The sequence below is a fragment of the Virgibacillus sp. LDC1 genome (genome assembly GCF_025792345.1).
Taxonomy (GTDB): Bacteria; Bacillota; Bacilli; order Paenibacillales; family Paenibacillaceae; genus Paenibacillus_AQ; species Paenibacillus_AQ lautus.
In genome coordinates this window covers 3,112,540-3,129,117 of the sequence record NZ_JAOXLZ010000001.1, presented here as the reverse complement: position 1 = coordinate 3,129,117, position 16,578 = coordinate 3,112,540, and the positions used below count along the sequence as shown (strand labels likewise).

Sequence of the window (16,578 nt, the reverse complement as noted above, 5' to 3'; positions counted from 1 at the left end):
TGGGGTGTAAACAATGAAAAAATGGTTGGCTTTATTTATGGTAGCAATGTTCACGCTTGTACTCGCGGCTTGTGGTCAAGACGATAAAACAAGCGGCACGGGTGGTGGAGATGCAGCTGGAGATACACCGGCTGCAACCGAAGAAATCACGATTACCCATCAGCTGGGTGAAACGTCTGTTAAGAAGAATCCTTCCCGCGTCGTTGTTTTCGATTTCGGTATTCTGGACTCTGTCGATAAACTGGGCAAAGAGGTTTTGGGCGTTCCACAAGCGAATATCCCGGCCTACCTGTCCAAATTTGAAGACAAGAAATACGAGAATGTGGGCAGCTTGAAAGAGCCGGACTTTGAGAAAATCAACAGCATTAACCCGGATCTGATCATCATTTCCGGCAGACAGCAAGATGCATATGAGGAACTCAGCAAAATTGCTCCAACCATCTTCCTGGGCGTTGATACAAGCAAATACATGGAATCCTTTAAAGCAAACATGAACACGCTGGGTCAAATCTTCGGTAAAGAAGCAGAAGTTGAAAAAGAGCTTGCTGCGATCGATGAGAACATCAAAGCTTTGAATGAGAAAGCTACAGCAACCGGCAAGAAGGCATTGATCATCCTGGCTAACGAAGGCAAAATCAGTGCATACGGACCAGGTTCCCGTTTTGGCATTCTGCATGACGTGTTCGGTTTCGGAGCCGTAGATCCTAACATTGAAGTCAGCACACATGGTAAAGACATTTCGAATGAGTACATCGTTGAGATGAACCCGGATTATCTCTTTGTTGTTGACCGTGGCGCAGCGGTTGCCACCGGTGAAGGGGATTCAGGCGCTAAAGCGGTGGTTGAGAATGAACTTGTGAAAACAACGAATGCGGCGAAAGAGGGTCACATCGTTTACTTGAACCCGGATTTCTGGTATCTTTCCGGTGGCGGCCTGACGTCCGTATCCGAAATGATCACGGAAGTAGACGCAGCTATTAAATAAGTTTAGCGTAGTCGTTATGAATAGAGGAAACACTGGAGCTTCCCATGAAGCCCCAGTGTTTTATTTTTTTGCATTAGGGTAAGTGGGTATCGGATAATTAGAAGGACAGATCGTACCTTAGCAGATGATGATCAACAAGCACTCGCAGCCATGAAGAGACGATGAGGAGGTCTTTACTATGTTTCGAAATCAAATCTATATTGCTGGACAATGGATTCAGACCGAGGAACAGATGGATGTATATAATCCGGCGGATGGAAAGGTGATCGGCACCGTGTCCAAGGCCGGCAAGAAGGAAGCCGGGCTTGCCGTCGATGCGGCGGCCGATGCTTTTCCGGCGTGGTCCCGCAGAACGGCGAATGAGCGGGGGGAACTGCTGCGCCGCTGGCATCAGCTCATAGAGGAACATACGGATGAATTGGCGCGGATTATGACAACAGAGCAGGGGAAACCGCTTAAGGAAGCAGCGGGCGAGATTCAATATGCCAACAGCTTTGTGTCCTGGTATGCGGAGGAAGGCAAGCGAATCTACGGCGAGACCATACCCGGATCATCCAGCCGCCAACGCATCATCGTAACCAAGCAGCCCGTTGGTGTCGTAGCAGCGATTACGCCGTGGAACTTCCCGGCCTCCATGATTACCCGTAAGGTGGCGCCTGCTCTGGCCGCCGGATGCACCGTGGTGATCAAACCATCCGGTGAGACGCCGTTCACGGCCATCAAGCTGGTGGAGCTTGCCGATCAGGCCGGGATTCCTGCCGGGGTCATGAACATCGTAACCGGATCTTCTAGCGATATTTCCGGCGTGTGGCAGGCGGACAGCCGCGTAAGAAAGCTGTCGTTTACAGGATCAACCGAAGTGGGGAAACAGCTGATGGCCGGAGCTGCCGCTAACGTCAAGAAAATATCGCTGGAGCTGGGCGGTCATGCGCCGTTTATCGTGACGGATCAGGCGGACCTGAATCAAGCGGCTGCGGGATTAATCTCCTCCAAGTTCCGCAACGGGGGACAGACCTGCGTATGTGCCAACCGGGTTTATGTTCAGGAAGGCATTGCGCAGGAGTTTGCCGCGAGGTTTGCTGAGCTTGTAAAGCAATTGAAGGTAGGAAATGGACTGGAGAACGGCGTCGATATCGGTCCTTTGATTAACCGGGACGCTGTGGATAAAGTCGTAAGGCAGATCAAGGACGCAGAAGAGAAGGGCGGCGTGATACTGGCAGGAGGTCAAGCATTATCTGAGCTGGGCCGCAACTATATTGAGCCTACGGTCATAATGAACGCAACCGACGACATGGAATGCATGAACGAGGAAACCTTCGGCCCCCTTGCCCCGATTACCACGTTCAAAACGATAGACGAAGCGGTGCAGCGTGCCAATAACAGTCCCTATGGATTAGCTGCCTATGTATTTACGCAGAATCTGGGCGAAGCGGTGAACATTGCGGAATCGCTGGATTACGGGATTGTGGGCGTGAATGATCCCGTACCTTCAACGGCGCAAGCGCCCTTCGGCGGATTCAAAGAGAGTGGACTCGGCCGGGAAGGCGGGCACTACGGAATGGATGAGTTCCTGGAGGTGAAGTACATTTCGCTTGGTTTATAAGAGTGGAATGGGCTCAACTCTCCCATATGATTACGCGCAAGCGGCAAGCTGCCCGGAGACAATGCAGCTTGCCGTGTTGCGTGATATGAACTAAACACTCTTAACCAAACATGAAGGGGCATGCTCAAGGTCTACAGACCACAAGCAGCCCCTTTTTATTATGACTGTAGGATGACAGGTTTGCCGGTTTCCGCGGATTCGTTGGCGGCCAGCGTTACTTCCAGCGTCTTGAAGCCGTCTTCATAAGATGCCAGCACCAGGCTCGGGTCGTTGTTACGAATGGCGTCGATCAAGGCATTGGTAAGGTTTTTGTAAAAGTCCGTTTTGCTCCGGTACACGATTTCTTTCTCCTTGTCTACGATGGAGAGCGTGGTTCCGTCCAGAACGACGCGGAAGTCGCGGCCCATGATCTCGATCCCGCTGCGGTGATCGAACTGGATAAATCCAGTTTGCATATGGCCGACAGCTCCGGAATCCAACACGAATTGGATGGCGCCCACATCCGGTATGTCGAGGTCCGGAATGTCGTTCACCAGCAGCAGCTTCATATCGGCATACAGGCGGGTGATATCGCCGCACAGGTAGCGAACCAAATCCATGGTATGCGTGGATTGCTCAACCAGCTGCCCTCCGGATAATGCTTTCTTTCGCCACCAAGGAGTTGGTACAGGCGTTGTTATGTAGTGGGCGCGGACCATGCCGATTTTTTTGTCCTTGAGGAAGTCTTTGGCGATCGCAACGGTGTCCAGGTATCGCAGACAATAGCCGGAGGCTGCAATGATTCCGCTTTCAGAAATGACCTTGGCTTTGTGGCGGACGGACTGGGCGTCCAGACCCAGCGGCTTTTCCACCATCAGGTGAATGCCCTTCGCGGCTGCCTGCTCTTCGATATCTCCATGGCAAAATGGAGGAATGCATACATACAGCACATCCAGCTGCTCCTGCTCCAGCATCGTGCTGCCGTCCGTGTAATAAGCCGTACCGTACAGCTCGGCCTGCTGCTTGGCTAACGCTTCATTCGTATCGCATATCGCGGCCAGCTGAACATATTCGTTCCCGTGAAGGTTTTTGATATGGACAGCGCCCATGCCTCCCGCTCCAAGCACGCCTGCTTTAATCATAGATTGCCTCACTCCTGATCGTATAAGATGATGGTTACATATTCCGGTAACTCGATTACTCACACGTGATTATAGCCCCGCTATCCATATTATTCAAGCATTCATTTGAACCTGGATTGCCGGATCCGCTATGAAAAAAAGCACAGAAGTCCTCCTCAAATACCACGAGCATGCCTTCTGTGCCGGTTAACGATTACAGCTCCGACATGGTGATGGCCCGATGGCTCTCGGACGATCGGTAGGCGGCTACAGCCACGGCAAGTGCCTTGAGACCATCTTCACCGGTGACGGATGCCTCCGCAGCGCCGGAGGAGATCGAGGATACGAAATCCCTGATCAGGCTGACATCCATGCTGTCTCCCCATGCATGATGGCGGTAGCCGGAATCATCGGTGTATACGTGCAGTTTCTGGCTGGTGGCATTAACGCTTAGGGTCCCTGCAGAGCCGACAATCTCCAAGGTGACGTCGCCCCATGTCGGAAACTCCTTATTGCGGGACCAGCTGCAATCCAGCGTGGCAAACACACCATTATGGAATTCCATGGTCAGAATGCCGCAATCATCAATGGGAGATTCCGAGATGAGATGGTCGACTTCGGCATACACGTCCTTCACCTCGGCACCTGTAATCCAGCGCATGATATCGGCGACATGCACCGTATGATCAATGACGGCACCTCCGCCGGATAGCTCCGGATCGATGAACCAACCGCCGGGATTGCGCCCGCGGTTGGTCCCCTTCATCGCCAGGATACGGCCTAGTTTTCCATCATCAACCATCTGTTTGGCCCGAACGACCGCAGCATGGTAACGTACGGGAAATGCCGTTTGCAGCAGCACGCCGCTTGCTTTGCACGCATCAATCATGACCTGTGCATCCTGTATGTTAGTCGAAAGCGGTTTTTCGCAGAGCACATGCACCCCGGCTGCAGCGGCGGCCAGAACGTGCTCCTTATGATGGACATTCTCGGATGTGACAATGACGCCATCCAGGCCCTGACTAAGCAGCTCGTGATAATCCCGATAATAGGCTGTTCCGAAATACTCGGCGTATTTCCTTCCGCGCTCCTCTACAGGATCGGCTATCCCGGCAAGCTCTACGCCTTCGATCCCCTGCAGCGCTTTGGTATAACTGAACGCATGCATATGCGCAAAGCTGATCACTCCTAATTTCATGGCCTTCACTCCTTTTTAAAGAGATTAGAAAGTATAAGCATCAGAGGCTTAGCCTCCTTATCTCGCAAGAAAAATTTCCGCTGTATGCGGTCTGTCTTCTGAGAAATTACGTCGATACGTATTTTCTTTAGAGATAAGAAAGGATAAACATCAGAGGCTAAACCTCCTTATCTCGCAAGAAAAATTCCCGCTGTATGCGGTCTGTCTTCTGAGAAATTACGTCGATAGGCATTTTCTTTAGAGATAAGAAAGTATAAGCATCTGAGGTTTAGCCTCCTTATCTCGCAAGAAAAATTTCCCCTATATGCGGTCTGTCTTCTGAGAAATTACGTCGATACGTATTTTTCTTATGGTGAAGTAAGTGTAAACGCAGCATCTTCGATAACCACGGGCTCGCCGGAGGCCATCGAGGCTATAGCGGCAAGCGCGATACGAAGCGCTTCGTATGCGTCTTCAGCCGTTACGAGCGGCTCGCAGCCATCGCGGATGCACGACATGAAGTGCTCCAGTTCCCGGTAATAGGGACTATGCTCCAGCGGGCTTTCCGGCACGACGACGCCGGGGATGGTAGCGGAACTGCTCCGTGTTTTGAAGAGGAGAGGGCTGTCCTTGACACTGTCATAATCGATAATGCCGCTTGTGCCCGCCATCTCTAAATTCATGGAGAAACCCTCGTGCGCCCAGGTGCCTTCCACATGCGCGATGACACCACTTCGAAAACGAAGGGTTACCAGCGAATAATCCAGCTGGGTCTGATGACGACCATGGAGCCCTTTGGCATAAACGCGCTCCACCTCGCCGAAGCACCAGCGCAGGTAGTCAAAATCATGAATCATCGCGTCCAGCGTAATTCCGCCGCTCGCTCCGAAGTCGCTGTACCAATGGTTCCAGCCCACAGGATAACCGCCGCCACGGCCTGCCCGAATGACCGCGGGTTTTCCGATGCTGCCCTGATCCAGAAGCGACTTGGCCTTCACATATTCCGGGAAAAAGCGGAGCACATGACCGACAAATAATCGTACTCCTTTTTCGTGGCAATAGTTGATTATGAAGCGCGCGTCTTCCTCGCTTCTGGCCAGCGGTTTCTCACATATGACATGCTTGCCGATGTCCGCCGCTTTCACAACGTATTCCTTGTGAAGCGGGGTTGGCAGGCAGACGTCAATGACATCAACTACATCAGAACCCAAACCTTCAACTGCTGCTTCGAATGAAGCATAAGCCTGTGCCCCGTGTCTGTCCGCCAGCTGCTGCGCTTTCTCCGTCTGGATATCGGCAATCCCGGCAAGCTGGACGTCCGGCATCGAAGCGTAGGCGGCGGCATGGGTTCTTCCCATGGCGCCCGCACCAATAACTAACACCTGTAACATTTCCGTACACTCCTTTTTTTGCATGGTTGGTGCTTACCGAGTTCTAACCTTTAATCCCGTTCATGGCAATGCCTTCAATGAAGTAACGCTGAAGGAAAATAAACAGGATGATGATGGGCAGGGTAGCCATTAGGGCGCCTGCCATCAGCAGCGGGTAATCGGTGGAATGCTGTCCCTGGAAGCTGGAAATCCCGATGGAAAGTACGCGCATCTCCTCAGAGCTCGTCATGATGAGCGGCCATAACAGATCGTTCCATGAGGCTAATATGGTGAAGATCGCCAGGGAGACGAGAGCCGCCTTGGATAACGGCAAGTATATATTCCAGTAAATCCGGAAATAACTGCAGCCGTCGATTTTGGCGGCTTCCTCCAGGTCTTTCGGCAGCGTCATAAAGAACTGTCTCAATAAGAATGTGCCGAAGGCACTGAATATGCCGGGTACGATGAGCACATAGAACGTGTCCAGCCAATTGAACTCGCGCATGATGACAAAGCTCGGAATCATAACGACCTGGGAAGGGACCATCAATACGGCCAAGAGCGCGAGAAAGATGGCGTTCTTGAAAGGGAATCTCAAGCTGGCAAAGGCATAGGCTGCAAGGGAGCACAGAATGAGTTGACCAGCCGTCCGCCCCACCGTCACGATAACGGTGTTCAAATAATAGGTACCGAAATCGATGGTTTGAATGACCCGCAGGTAATTGTCCGGATGCCATTCCACAGGCAGCCATTTCGGCGGAACGGACATGGAATCGGCAAATGACTTGAAGGATGTCGAGATCATCCACAGAAACGGCATAATCATGAGCAGCGCCCCGACTGCTAACAGGATGTGGACCGTCAGACGGCTTGCTTTACCTGCATTGGTTGAAGTATTCACGTCTACACACCTCCTGTTATTGGTAGTGGACCCAGCGCTTCTGAATATACATCTGGACCATGGTAATGATCAGAATAACGATAAACAGAATGAAGGCCTGCGCTGAAGCGTAACCCATGTTGAAGTATTTGAAGCCGTCTTCCCAGATGCTGTATACCACCGTCCGGGTGGATTCCAGCATCGTGGTCTGTTGATCCATCATGATGAAGATCAGGTCAAACACCTGGAACGAATTGATGAAGGACATGACCAAGACAAAGAACAAGCTGGGCGTCAGCAGGGGCAGTGTAATCCGGAAGAACTTATACAGCGTCCCTGCTCCGTCAAGCGAAGCTGCTTCATAATAGCTGCCGGAGATGCCTTGCAGGCCGGACAGCAGAATGACGGCATTGTATCCGATGCTGCTCCAGACACTGACGAGCACGATGGAGAACAAGGCGAATCTCTCATCGAACAGCCAATTGGGCTGCGGCAGGTTCATGATCCCCAGCACATGGTTGATCAATCCGAATTCGGAGTTGTACAACCATTTCCATACCATGCCGACCGCGATCGGCATGGTGATGACGGGAATGAAATAGAAGGTGCGGTAGAAGACCATGCCTTTGATCTTCTGGTTCAGGAGCACGGCCAGCACCGTTGCAAGTGCAACGGATAACGGCACCGTACCTACGGTATACATCATCGTGTTCAGCATGGAACCGGTGAATTTGTCGTCCTTCATCAAATTTGCAAAGTTATCAAGTCCGATGAATTGAGGTGAAGTTAGTCCATCCCACGATGTAAACGACAGAAACAGGGATGCTGCGGAAGGTGCCATATAGAACAGACCGAGGCCCAGCACGACAGGCAGAATGAAGATGTATCCCCACATGGCTTCGTGAACGGCAAGTTTTCCTGCTTTTCGCTTGGTTGTTGTTTTAGGAGGTTCTGTGGTCACAGTGACGGGAGAGCTCACAGGCTGCACCGTCCTTTCTTAATTTCCGTATTAGGAGCGGCTGCTCGTCATTTGGTTTCTGTCGCAAGGATGGCATTCATCTGTTCGCCGGCATTTTTCAGCGCTTCTTCAAACGATTTCTTTCCGAGGAAAGCCGCCTGAATTTCCTTTACTTCAGCGTCTTGCCACTCAGCGGTTTTCTGGGATACGGGATATGGTACGGCGAACTCCAGACTGTCCACGAACACCTGCAGATCAAGAGATGGAATAGACTTCAGCCAGCCGCCCTCCGTGCCTTTGTACGCAGGCATCGAGAAGCCAGAGTCAGCCAGCAATTCCTGTCCTTCCTTGCCGGATAGAATCTGAATCAATTCCCATGACTCCTGCTCAACCTTGGTCTTGCCGTTGATGGCCCAGCTGAGGCCATGGACAATGGACGCCTTTTCCTTTCCGGCGGGCAGAACCGCGACACCCAGCTTGTCGCCAAGCAGCTTGTGGAGTTCCGGAGAGTTGACGGAGATTCCCGGGAACATGGCGGCCTTGCCCGAGCCGAACAGCTGGCGCGACTTGGTTTCAAGCTGCTGCTGCGCATTCGGAGAGTAGCCTTTCTCAATCAAGCTCTGCTGCCATTTGAATGCCGAAAGAGCTTCCGGCGTATCGTAACCGGATGTTTTTTTATCGTCGGATATCACGAACCCGCCAGCCTGGGCAATATAGTTGTAATAACCGATTTGGCTGTCGATCGGCGTAATGTAGCCGTAGATCCCGTTTGATTTATCCGTCAGTTTGGCCGCGTTCTCTTCTACCGTTTCCCAGGTCCATGTATCGTCTGGATAGGGCAGCCCGGCCTTGTCAAACAATTCTTTATTATAAAAAAGTCCGACGGAATCCTGGAAATAAGGAAGTCCGTGAAGCTTACCCTGATAGGTGTACATATCGACAAGCGCTTCGGTGTAAACCGAGGTGTCCAGACCGCTTTGCTCAATTAGGGGAGACAGGTCTTTGATCAGACCGGAGGAGGCATAGGAGTGAAAGTTAGGACCGTTCATCCAGTAAACGTCAGGGCCGCTGTTGCCGGCGAGGCTGGTTTTCAGCTTGGTCCAATAATCGGCCCAGGGGGTGTAAGTCACTTTCACTTCAACATTCGGGTGCTTCTCATTGAAAATCTTAATGGATTTGTCCAGCGTATCCCGCACATTTTCGTCCCATAGCGCAACGTTGATGACCTTCTTGCCGTTATTTCCTCCAGAGGCATTGCCGCCTCCGCATGCGGACAGTAACGCGGTGAGCACGAATAATACCGAGATCAGGACAGACATTCTTTTTTTCATCAGATAACCCTCCTTGAATTCATATGATTTTGATCAAGCGTGGTTGGTTGTACGGCTTGTTCAGAGAGAATCGGACCCCTTAAGCGCCCCCTTTATGTAAGTGGTATAAAAGCGGTAGTTATTCCATAAGTCGAAAAAAGTTAACATCCTTATGCTATCTTTCTTGACAGAATAACCAGCTTCTATTGCGAAAGATTATATAATCACCTTGTTTATTTTTCAAGATAGCGATTTCAAAACCTTTTAAATTCTTTTTCTCACAATATGAGAGAATCGCTATCAGATCTTACGCCGTATGTTAATTCGATAGATGGAATAAGTTTATATCTGCTTGTTGAAAATGTTATAGTGATTCTATCCTCATTTTTCCGATACAGAAAGTCGCACTACGATGAAGAAACTATAGAAAGGTTGAGCTTGTTTTGAACAATATGAAAAAAGGTGACCACAAGCTGATTCAGGCATTAAACCGGTCCAAGGTGCTGAACAAGATCCGCACAGAGGGACCCATATCCAGAATCGATCTGGCCAAAAAAAACAAGCTGAGTCCCTCCACGGTCGCCTCAGCCGTACAGGAGCTAATTAAGGAAGGCTACGTTTCCGAGATTGGAACTGGCTCCTCCAGCGGAGGAAGAAAGCCCATTCTGCTTAAATTCAATCCGGATAATCATTATTTGTTCGCGGTAGCGATAACGAATTCGGTCATGATGCTGGCCCGCATGAATCTGGAGGCGAGGGTGCTGCAGAAGGAAACACATCCTCTAACCGGCCTCAAAGGAGAAGCCGTTGTCGAACGATTGCAGAGCCTGATGGATGATTTCATGACAGGACAAGAAGACTTGGAGCGGTGTGTCGGGATTTCCATTACCGTGCCGGGCATTGTGAGTGATAGTCAGGGCATGGTGCACTATAACACAAAACTTCGCATGACCGATGTTCCGATGAAACGGATGGTTGAAGAACGCTACGGGCTGCGAACCTGGGTGGAGAACGATATGAATTCCGTTGTGCTGGCTGAACGCCGATTTGGCGATTACGCATTCGCGAACCTGATTTATATTTCCATTGGCGACGGGCTGGGTTCCGGTATTTTGATTAACGATCATCTCCTAAGGGGCAAGCATGGCGGTGCCGGCGAATTCGGGCATACGAGCATAAACCGCAGCGGAATCCGCTGCGAATGCGGCAATGTAGGCTGCTTGGACAGTTACATCAGCTGGATTGCCGTGTATTCGCGAATTATTACGGCGATCGCAACGGGGAGACCGACGCTGATCCAGGAGATGAGCGGGGGAGATTACAGTCAAATTGTTCCGTCCGTATTCAAGGAAGCTCTTCGTAGAGGGGACAAGCTGGCAAGGGATCTGAATGAGGAAGTGGCGGAGCTTCTGGGAGCAGCCATCGTCAACCTGGTCAATATGTTTAATCCCGAAGCGCTAATCCTGGGTGGAGACATGGCGCATGGAAATCCGGAATTGCTGGAAATGGTTCGCAGCTATATAGACCGGCACGCGCTTCCGATTCTGAAGGAGGACATGGTATTTGGTCTGGCCTCTCTTGGCGAGGATGAGAAGCTAATGGGTGCGGCTTCGGTCCTGCTGCAGGACTTGCTAGGCTTCTCCCTGACGGAATAATGGATTTGACAACGTTTCCACCTGCACGTTATCTTTGGTTAAATGCATATGCGGAAGGGGAGAAGTTGATTGGAGCAGTACATTCTGGCGCTTGACCAAGGAACGACAAGCTCGCGCGCGATCCTGTTCAACAAGGAAGGAGATATCGTACACTCAGCTCATAAGGAGTTTCCGCAGTATTTTCCCAAGCCGGGCTGGGTGGAGCAGAATGCCAATGAAATATGGGGTTCCATTCTTGCGGTCATTGCGACCTGCTTATCCGAAGCGGGCGTGAAGGCGGATCAGATTGCGGGAATCGGGATTACGAATCAGCGGGAGACGGCCGTGGTATGGGATCGGAATAGTGGAGAACCGATATACCACGCCATTGTTTGGCAATCCCGTCAGACGGCCGGCATCTGCGAGGAGCTGATAGCTGCCGGGCATGACGGGACGGTTAGGGGAAAGACCGGACTTTTGATTGATCCTTATTTCTCGGGAACGAAGATCAAATGGATCCTCGATCATGTAGACGGTGCCCGTGAGCGGGCCGAGCGCGGAGATATTATTTTCGGGACCATCGATACTTGGCTGATCTGGAAGCTGTCCGGAGGCCAGGCGCACGTGACCGATTATTCCAACGCCTCTCGTACGATGCTGTATAACATTCATGAATTGAAATGGGATGAGGAGCTGCTGCAGCTGCTGGACATCCCCAAGTCCATGCTGCCTGAAGTCAGGCCTTCTTCCGAAGTGTATGCCAAAACGGTTTCCTATCATTTCTTCGGACGCGAGGTTCCGATTGCCGGAGCAGCTGGCGATCAGCAAGCGGCGCTATTTGGGCAGACCTGCTTCTCGGAAGGCATGGTGAAGACAACCTACGGAACCGGCAGCTTTATGCTGATGAACACCGGTGACAAGCCCGTAAAATCCGAGCATGGACTGATCACTACGATCGCCTGGGGATTGGATGGCAGCGTACAGTATGCGCTCGAAGGCAGTGTGTTCGTGGCCGGCTCGGCGATCCAGTGGCTGCGCGACGGTCTTCGGATGTTCCGCGAAGCGAAGGACAGCGAGCCCTATGCGCGCCGGGTCAACTCCACGGAGGGCGTGTACGTGGTGCCGGCCTTTGTCGGACTTGGCAGTCCATACTGGAACAGCGATGTCCGAGGGGCTGTCTTCGGTCTGACACGGGGCACGTCGAAAGAGCATTTCATCCGTGCAACCCTGGAGTCGCTTGCATATCAAACACGGGATGTCCTATCCGTGATGGAAGAAGATTCCGGCTATAATATCACATCCCTGCGGGTGGATGGAGGGGCTGTTACCAACACGTTTCTCATGGAATTCCAAAGCGACATCCTGAATGTTCCGGTGGAACAGCCGAACATTACGGAGACAACGGCACTCGGTGCCGCCTACCTGGCGGGGCTCGCTGTCGGCTTCTGGAAAGATCAGGAGGAAATCTGCAGCAAATGGAGCATGGGACAAAGCTTCAAGCCAACCATGGAGGAAGACGTAAGGGAGCAATTATACAGCGGCTGGAAAAAAGCCGTTTATGCGGCAATGGCTTTTCATTAGCATTTTCTATGGTATAATGAGCAATAAGTGAATATATGTCTGGAGACTTGGAGAGACCACTAGGCGCGGAATACCTCATGATATGGGGTTGCTACTGCGTGTTTCGTGGTCTCTTTTTTGCTGTCTTTTTGCATTGGAAGGTAACGATAGATAAAAACAGGGTAAATCATACTGGGAGGGATTCATTGTGAAGCAGGCACAGTCGTTTTCAAGTTTGGACCGCAGGCATCGATTTCAAGAAATGGCAGAGGGAACCTTCGATCTGATTGTTATCGGAGGGGGCATAACCGGTGCAGGGATTGCGCTGGATGCGGTCACGCGCGGGATGTCCGTTTTGTTGGTCGAGATGCAGGATTTTGCCGCAGGAACGAGCAGTCGTTCGACCAAGCTGGTGCATGGCGGCCTGCGGTACCTGAAGCAGTTTGAAGTCGGCATGGTGGCCGAGGTAGGCAAAGAACGGGCCGTTGTGTATGAGAATGGGCCGCATGTAACGACGCCGGAGTGGATGCTGCTGCCGATACACCAGGGTGGCACCTTTGGGAAGTTCAGCACCTCCATCGGGTTGATGGTGTATGATTTCCTGGCCGGCGTAAAGCGGGGAGAACGGCGTTCCATGCTGTCCGCATCCGAAACGCTGAAGAGGGAGCCGCTTCTGAAGCAGGAGGGTCTTAAGGGCGGTGGTTATTATGTGGAATACCGGACGGACGATGCCAGGCTGACGCTGGAGGTCATGAAGGAGGCAGCCGCCAGAGGGGCGGTTCTGTTCAATTACACGAAGGCCGAATCGTTGAATTATGATGCGAATGGACGAATTACCGGTATCACCGTAAGAGATATGCTGGGTGGCGGGGTCAAGTCCGTATCCGGAACCAAAATTGTAAACGCCGCAGGGCCCTGGGTGGATCAGGTGCGCGAAATGGATAAGTCTAAGAAGGGGAAAATGCTTCAACTGACCAAAGGGGTTCATCTGGTCATCGATCAATCCAAGTTCCCGCTTCGTCAAGCGGTGTACTTCGATACACCAGACGGCCGAATGGTGTTTGCTATTCCCCGCGACGGGAAGACCTACGTGGGAACCACCGATACGGTCTACAAAGCCGATCCCGTGCGTCCCTTGATCACGGTGGAGGACCGGGATTATATTTTGAAAGCCATTCATTACATGTTCCCTGGCGTGAAGCTAAGTCCGGCAGACGTCGAGTCGGGATGGGCTGGAGTACGGCCCCTTATTTTGGAGGAAGGCAAAAGTCCCTCCGAAATTTCACGCAAGGATGAAATTTGGGAGTCTCCGTCCGGCTTGATTACTATTGCCGGTGGCAAGCTGACCGGCTATCGCAAAATGGCCGGCACCGTTGTCGACCTGGTTGCGCAACGGATTCTAGAGAACGGCGGCAAAGCGTATGGTGCCTGCGTAACGAAAAATCTGCCGATTTCCGGCGGTCAGGTAGGCGGATCCGGCCAATTCCCTGATTTTGTCCGCAAGCAGGCGGAGATCGGCGCAACGCAAGGAATTGACCGTAAGCTCGCCGAGCAGTGGGCGCGAATGTACGGCTCCAACGTGTCGGAATTGTTCCGCTTGGCCAAGGAGGGCTCCGATCAGGCGGAAGCAGCAGCGCTTCCGGTATCGGTACTGGTTCCGCTGATGTATGCGATTCAGCATGAGATGGCAGCGAAGCCGGCTGACTTTTTTATCCGTCGCACGGGTTCCCTGTTATTCCATATCGATTGGACGAGAAAATGGAAGCAGCCTGTGATCGATTATATGGCTGCGGTACTGGGGTGGAGCGAGCAGCAGACACTTGAATACACGAAGGAACTGGATGTGGAGTTGGTCTCGGCCACACAGCCTGCAGCAAGCGATCAATCAGCCCCGGCTCCAATTCCGCAAAACGCTTCTAAAACGAAGCTTTCGTCTTAACCGGCAGCAATTTTAAACGGACGGAATGAGTGGGGGGGGATGTGCCGACCATCCACCCCGAAAATATAGAAGTAAGGGCTTTGGTATGATAATCTATATACGTTCACACTTGAGAGGAGAGATCACCCGATGAACCACAAAGCGTATGAAGGATCATATCACGGAGAGCGCGCGGTTTGGCTCCAGCACGGCCCTTACGAAGCGGCGATATTGCCCGGAATCGGAGGCAATCTCATCGCTTTTAGGGATAACGAAAGCGGTTACCGGTTTCTTCGCGAACCGGAAGCAGACGAAATGGAAGCATTCAAATCCAATCCGGGCGTTCACGGCATTCCTGTTCTTTTTCCGCCTAATCGTTATGAGGACGGCCGGTTTCCATGGAATGGACAAACCTATCAGTTCCCGATCAATGAAGAAGCGACGGGCAATCACCTCCATGGCTTTTTACATACGATCCCTTGGAGCGTCGAGGATTTTGGCAGCAGCGAGGCTGAAAGCTACGTGGTGGTTTCGGTCACCATTGATGAGAATCATCCCGTGTATGCCATGCTTCCGCACCCGTTCACGTTCCGGCTTCGCTATACGCTGAATCAGGATGGTTTGGCTCAGCATGTGTTTATTCGTAATCTCGGAACCGGCAGCATGCCGTGCCTGCTTGCTTTCCATACGGCCATCAACGCTCCGTTTGCTCCCGAGAGCACGGCGGATGACTGCGTCGTGAGAATAACCATCGGCGAGCGGTGGGAAATGAGTGAGCGGATGCTGCCGACAGGCAAATTCCAGACGCTTACGGCAGAAGAGGAACTGCTTCGGACAAGCGGCGTAACTCCTTATTTTGATTCGATGGACAACCATTACACGGCCGTCCCGCAAAACGGCAGAAATCGTATGGAATTGACGGATACCAAGCTCGGGAAAACGTTCGTTTATGATGTCGGCAACTCGTATAAGCAGTGGATGGTATGGAACAACGAGGCATCCCGGAAGTTCTTCTGTCCCGAACCGCAGATTAACCTGGTAAATGCGCCAAACGTCGACCTGCCGGCTGACGATATCGGTCTGTTCGGTTTGGCTCCGGGCGAAATTTGGGAAGCAACCTCCAGGCTGTATCTTAAGGATTAAGGATCTGGTCTAGGCCTTTTCAATGAAAAAAAGCGTATGGATATTGCAGCACCCGAATACGCGGGCGTTTGCAGTCCATACGCTTTATATGTATAGGACTCCTTCTTCAACTGCCAGCCGAAGAAAAGGGCGGTTGTTGCTGTTTATGGCGGCGACTCCGTTTCAAGCGATCCGGAATGACAAAAAAGGCGATATACATAAGGATAAACAGCGCGAGTGCGATGAGCTCCTCAACGAGGATGTATACGGGATGCGGTCCCAGCAGGTCCAGCAGTGAAGCGGTGTCGGGCTTGCGCATCAGGAACATATAGTTCGAGCCGACAGCGAGGTTGACCAGACCGACAACGAATGCGGATACGTTCAGGAAGACCATCGTCCAGGCGATGGATTTCCAGGTTGGACGGTATCCTCGCACCCATGTCATGTACAATGCCGTCAATATGATCGCGATATGGACAACAAAGAAATGAAAGAACCGGAAGTGTGGGAAAGGGTAACCCAGATTGGGTGTTAATATAGCCTGCAAGGCCCCACCAATTCCGGCGAAGTAAACCAACGGATATAGACGGCGTTCATCCGTAAGCAGGATGGCGATGGAGAGAAACAGGGTCAAACTGCATAATTCCAATGGAAGGGAAGTGGCAGGGTCCCATATTCCCGTTGACGCATACCAGATATGAAGGGAGGCTTCGGGTAACGAAAGTGCAGCAAACAGCCCCCATCTCACGTTTTTTTGCAGAGAAGACTTGGAGGCGATTGCCGTCCTGAACAAGTACAATAGGGAGCAAAGGGCGATAAACACCAGAATGGCTATCCAATGTTCGGTGGAGAAAGCAGCAAACGCTTCCGGATATCTCGGATCAAAATAGGGATCGATGCGTGATCATCCTCTCTATGTTCATAAACCTAAAATTTGATAATACCATTATAGATGATATGA

Annotated in this window: 13 protein-coding genes; 6 read left to right on the top strand and 7 right to left on the bottom strand. The window is 51.7% G+C overall.

What is annotated here, in order from left to right; all coding sequences use genetic code 11:
• Positions 1–13: 13 nt before the first annotated feature.
• Positions 14–985, top strand: coding sequence for a siderophore ABC transporter substrate-binding protein (locus OHJ21_RS13925; protein WP_486020288.1), 972 nt, complete (start codon positions 14–16; stop codon positions 983–985).
• A 178-nt stretch (positions 986–1,163) separates the two neighbouring features.
• Complete coding sequence (locus tag OHJ21_RS13920; RefSeq protein ID WP_486020287.1) at positions 1,164–2,588, top strand: NAD-dependent succinate-semialdehyde dehydrogenase; 1,425 nt, start codon at positions 1,164–1,166, stop codon at positions 2,586–2,588.
• Positions 2,589–2,746: 158 nt separating this feature from the next.
• On the opposite strand, the gene OHJ21_RS13915 is transcribed toward OHJ21_RS13920, so the two are convergent.
• The 6 genes from OHJ21_RS13915 to OHJ21_RS13890 form a co-directional block, all read right to left on the bottom strand.
• Positions 2,747–3,709 (bottom strand): Gfo/Idh/MocA family protein, encoded by a 963-nt coding sequence (locus tag OHJ21_RS13915; protein WP_486020286.1) that lies wholly within the window; start codon positions 3,707–3,709, stop codon positions 2,747–2,749.
• A 193-nt stretch (positions 3,710–3,902) separates the two neighbouring features.
• Positions 3,903–4,886 carry a Gfo/Idh/MocA family protein gene (locus tag OHJ21_RS13910; protein WP_100538220.1) on the bottom strand — a complete coding sequence of 328 codons (984 nt, stop codon included), beginning with the start codon at positions 4,884–4,886 and terminating at the stop codon, positions 3,903–3,905.
• Positions 4,887–5,233: 347 nt separating this feature from the next.
• Positions 5,234–6,256: a Gfo/Idh/MocA family protein gene (locus OHJ21_RS13905; RefSeq protein WP_486020285.1), complete on the bottom strand. Its 1,023-nt coding sequence runs from the start codon at positions 6,254–6,256 to the stop codon at positions 5,234–5,236.
• Between the two features lie 43 nt (positions 6,257–6,299).
• Positions 6,300–7,136, bottom strand: coding sequence for a carbohydrate ABC transporter permease (locus OHJ21_RS13900; protein WP_100538218.1), 837 nt, complete (start codon positions 7,134–7,136; stop codon positions 6,300–6,302).
• A gap of 16 nt (positions 7,137–7,152) precedes the next feature.
• Positions 7,153–8,094 carry a carbohydrate ABC transporter permease gene (locus OHJ21_RS13895; protein ID WP_486021040.1) on the bottom strand — a complete coding sequence of 314 codons (942 nt, stop codon included), beginning with the start codon at positions 8,092–8,094 and terminating at the stop codon, positions 7,153–7,155.
• 47 nt (positions 8,095–8,141) lie between these two features.
• On the bottom strand, positions 8,142–9,404 hold the full coding sequence (locus OHJ21_RS13890) for an ABC transporter substrate-binding protein (protein ID WP_100538216.1): 1,263 nt from the start codon (positions 9,402–9,404) through the stop codon (positions 8,142–8,144).
• A gap of 431 nt (positions 9,405–9,835) precedes the next feature.
• Between OHJ21_RS13890 and OHJ21_RS13885 the strand changes: the two genes are divergently transcribed.
• The 4 genes from OHJ21_RS13885 (at position 9,836) to OHJ21_RS13870 (ending at position 15,638) form a co-directional block, all read left to right on the top strand.
• A complete protein-coding gene (locus OHJ21_RS13885; RefSeq protein ID WP_486021039.1) occupies positions 9,836–11,038 on the top strand; it encodes an ROK family transcriptional regulator in 1,203 nt (400 codons plus the stop codon).
• 69 nt (positions 11,039–11,107) lie between these two features.
• Positions 11,108–12,598 (top strand): glycerol kinase GlpK, encoded by a 1,491-nt coding sequence (gene glpK / locus OHJ21_RS13880; RefSeq protein WP_486020284.1) that lies wholly within the window; start codon positions 11,108–11,110, stop codon positions 12,596–12,598.
• A 187-nt stretch (positions 12,599–12,785) separates the two neighbouring features.
• Positions 12,786–14,516, top strand: a complete 1,731-nt coding sequence (locus tag OHJ21_RS13875; protein ID WP_486020283.1) for a glycerol-3-phosphate dehydrogenase/oxidase — start codon at positions 12,786–12,788, stop codon at positions 14,514–14,516.
• Between the two features lie 129 nt (positions 14,517–14,645).
• Positions 14,646–15,638, top strand: coding sequence for an aldose epimerase family protein (locus tag OHJ21_RS13870; protein WP_486020282.1), 993 nt, complete (start codon positions 14,646–14,648; stop codon positions 15,636–15,638).
• A 106-nt stretch (positions 15,639–15,744) separates the two neighbouring features.
• On the opposite strand, the gene OHJ21_RS13865 is transcribed toward OHJ21_RS13870, so the two are convergent.
• Entirely contained in the window at positions 15,745–16,515 is a 771-nt protein-coding gene (locus OHJ21_RS13865) for a YwaF family protein (protein ID WP_326114105.1), read from the bottom strand.
• Positions 16,516–16,578 lie beyond the last annotated feature (63 nt).